This window comes from Sphingorhabdus sp., from assembly GCF_044357595.1.
Lineage (GTDB): Bacteria > Pseudomonadota > Alphaproteobacteria > Sphingomonadales > Sphingomonadaceae > Sphingorhabdus_B.
On sequence record NZ_JBIKPH010000190.1, the window covers coordinates 1 to 3,342 of the forward strand.

Sequence of the window (3,342 nt, forward strand, 5' to 3'; positions counted from 1 at the left end):
CCTGCGAGGCCAATACGCGAGCTAATCGCGCCAAAGCCGAGCCTATCATCAATCGCTGCGGTCCAAAGCATTACCGTCATGCCGCGCTCGCCATAATTGAACGCCGCCTGCAACAATGTGGACGATTTGCCAGCGTTCATCGACGCATAATAGAAATACAGCTTTGCCATTACGCAGCGTCGCCAGCTTGATCGCTTGCCTCATCCTCCGTCAGATCCTGCTGAACTTTTGGCTGCGACAATAAACCTTCGATATGGGTTGCCTGGTCAAAACTATCGTCCGCGAGGAATTTCAGCTTCGCAGCGTATTTCATGCTCACACGGGCAGCGACTTCCTTCTGGAAAAACGCTGTGTTGGTGCGCAGAGCCTTAAGGACGACAGCTTCGTTCACCCCAAGCAAAGGTTTAATGAACGCTGTCGCGTGCCGCAAATCAGGCGACATCCGCACTTCGGTTACGCTGACACTGTGGCTGTTGAGGATATCGTCATGCACCTCTCCACGCGCAAGCAGTTCCGACAGTATATGCCGGAATTGCTCACCTACGCGCAGAAGGCGGACAGAGCGGCCTTCAGGACCTGTATCGTTATGCTTAGCCATAATTCTCGACTCTCAGGACCGAGCTAAAATCACAACGTCCGTTCACGCTCCTCGATCTCAAAGACTTCAAGCATGTCGCCTGCCTTGACATCGTTAGTATCCGCCAAGACGACACCACATTCGAGGCCAGCACGGACCTCGTCGATATTGTCCTTGAAGCGGCGCAGCGATGCAATCGTGGTTTTGGACACAATGACGTCTTCGCGGGTAAGGCGCGCATACAAGCCCTTTTTGATGATGCCTTCTGTGACCAAAAGACCAGCAGCCTTGTCGCGCTTGCCCGATTTGAAGACATCTTTGACTTCGGCACGCCCAACGACGGTTTCGATAATTTCTGGCCCCAATTCGCCCGCCATTTCCTTGGCGATGTCTGCGGTCAGGTGATAGATCACGTCGAAATATTTCAGACGTACGCGGTCACGCTTGGCCAAGGCGGCTGCCTTGGCGTTTGGACGCACGTTGAAACCGATAAGTGGCGCGTTCGACGCTGCGGCAAGCAACATATCGGATTCGGTGATGCCACCAACGCCCGCCAGCAATACGCGGACCTTAATATCGTCGGTCGAGATATTGTTGAGCGCAGTTACGATCGCTTCGACCGAACCTTGCACATCGCCCTTGATAACCACCGGATATTCCATCGCACGCGTGGCGGACAGATTATCAAACAGATTTTCAAGATTTGGCGTGACCTGCGCCGTGCGGACTTTGGTCGACTGTTCCTTACGGTACAATGCAACTTCACGCGCACGCGCCTCGTTTTCAACCACCGTAAGAACGTCGCCTGCCGATGGAACACCGGTCAGGCCAAGCACTTCAACAGGTGTCGCGGGGCCAGCTTCCGAAACTTGCTGCCCCTTGTCGTTTACCAAAGCCCGAACCTTCCCGCTTTGTGCGCCGACAACGAAGATATCGCCGCGCTTCAACGTGCCGCGCTTCACAAGCACGGTTGCGACAGCGCCACGGCCCTTGTCCAACTGCGCCTCCACCACGACGGCTTCAGCTGCGCGATCGGGATTGGCCTTCAATTCCATGACTTCTGCCTGCAAAGCCAGTTTTTCAAGCAATGTATCAAGGCCGGTTTTCTTGAGCGCCGAAACTTCGACGTCCTGAACTTCACCGCCCATAGCTTCCACGACAACTTCATGCTCAAGCAGACGCTCACGCACCTTTTGCGGATTTGCGCCTTCCTTATCGACCTTATTGATAGCAACGATCATCGGCACATTGGCGGCCTTGGCATGCTTTATGGCTTCAATCGTCTGCGGCATCAGGCCGTCATCGGCTGCGACGACCAAGATCACAATATCGGTTACCGAGGCACCGCGTTGACGCATTTGCGTGAACGCTTCGTGCCCTGGCGTATCGAGGAAGGTGATGACAGAGCCATCCTTTGCCTTCACCTGATACGCGCCAATATGCTGCGTAATTCCGCCAGCTTCGCCAGCTACAACATTTGCACCGCGCAAGGCGTCCAAAAGCGATGTCTTACCATGGTCGACATGCCCCATCACGGTCACGACCGGAGGACGGGACTTCATCGTTTCGGTCGCGTCTACGTCTTCATCATGAGCGATATCAATGTCGGCATCCGACACGCGTGTGATGTTGTGGCCAAACTCTTCGACGAGCAATTCTGCGGTATCTTGGTCGATGGTTTCGTTTATCGTGACGGGCATGCCCATCTTGAAAAGCGCCTTGACAAGATCGCTGCCCTTTTCCGCCATACGGTTAGCAAGTTCCTGCACCGTGATGGTTTCGGGCACGACCACATCGCGTGTTTGCTTGACCTGCGCCTGACGGTTGCCTCCGCCATGCGAACGCTTTTCTTTTTCACGCGCACGCTTCAGCGCCGCGAGCGAACGCGCGCGGGCGCCATCATCGCCTTCAAGCGCACGCGTAACGGTTAGCTTGCCAGATTGGCGGCGGTCATCCGCTGCACCACGCGTTGGGCGTTGCGGAGCTTTTTTAACGTCTTCACGCTCGCGCTCAGGGCGCTTGGGCGCTTCAACGGGCGTAAAACGACGCGGCGCTGGGGTGGCACCGTCCTTGTTTGTGTCTTCGGCGACTGGCTCCACTGGAGCAGTTACGACCGGTACAATCGCTTCTGCAACAGGTGGTGGAGGCGGCGTAGCTGCAGCTTCCTCACGGTTTGCTTGGGCGCGCTGACGTTCTTCGTCTGCGCGTTGAGTGCGTTGTTCAGTTTCGCGGCGGCCGCTTTCTTCAAGCATTGAAAGGCGTGCTTCTTCGGCCTCGCGCAGCAGCTTTGCCTGACGCTCCTGACGGCTGAGCATGTCATTGCCGGTCGGACGTGGCGCGGGTGCTACGGGCGCTGGTGCGGCAACAACAGGCGCGGCAGCGGGCGGCGGAGGCGGTGCAGCCACTTCTGGCTCGGGTGCGTAACCTGGCTTACCGACGAGACGCTTGCGCTTCACCTCAACCACAACCTTGTTGGTGCGGCCATGGCTAAAGGTCTGTTTGACTTCGCCCGACTCCAGCGAGCGGCTCAAAGTGAGCGGCTTGCGCGTCAAAGTCGGTTTATTATTGGTATCATCACTCATCGAAACAGAACCCGTCCTTAGTCAGTCAATTGCGGAGATGTCAGCGTCATTGCCCCGCAAGTCCACTACCGAAGCAGCGGAATCCTGAGGCGCATTACTGCATCCTTTGAAATTTAGCCAGCGTCCAAGATGATGCATCACCCTGTCCGCCGCTTTTTGGTTAATCAACGCGACATGCACAGC

General features: G+C 56.3%; 2 protein-coding genes and 1 pseudogene. All 3 read right to left on the reverse strand.

Features of this window, described 5'->3' with window-relative positions:
* Positions 1-170: pseudogene (locus ACIQ2T_RS12745) on the reverse strand (thymidine kinase); the annotation flags it as partial.
* Positions 170-598, reverse strand: coding sequence for a 30S ribosome-binding factor RbfA (gene rbfA, locus ACIQ2T_RS12750; protein ID WP_306062552.1), 429 nt, complete (start codon positions 596-598; stop codon positions 170-172). The pseudogene ACIQ2T_RS12745 and the gene rbfA, both read right to left, overlap by 1 nt.
* 29 nt (positions 599-627) lie before the next feature.
* A complete protein-coding gene (gene infB, locus ACIQ2T_RS12755; RefSeq protein ID WP_397591133.1) occupies positions 628-3,159 on the reverse strand; it encodes a translation initiation factor IF-2 in 2,532 nt (843 codons plus the stop codon).
* Between the last annotated feature and the right edge of the window lie 183 nt (positions 3,160-3,342).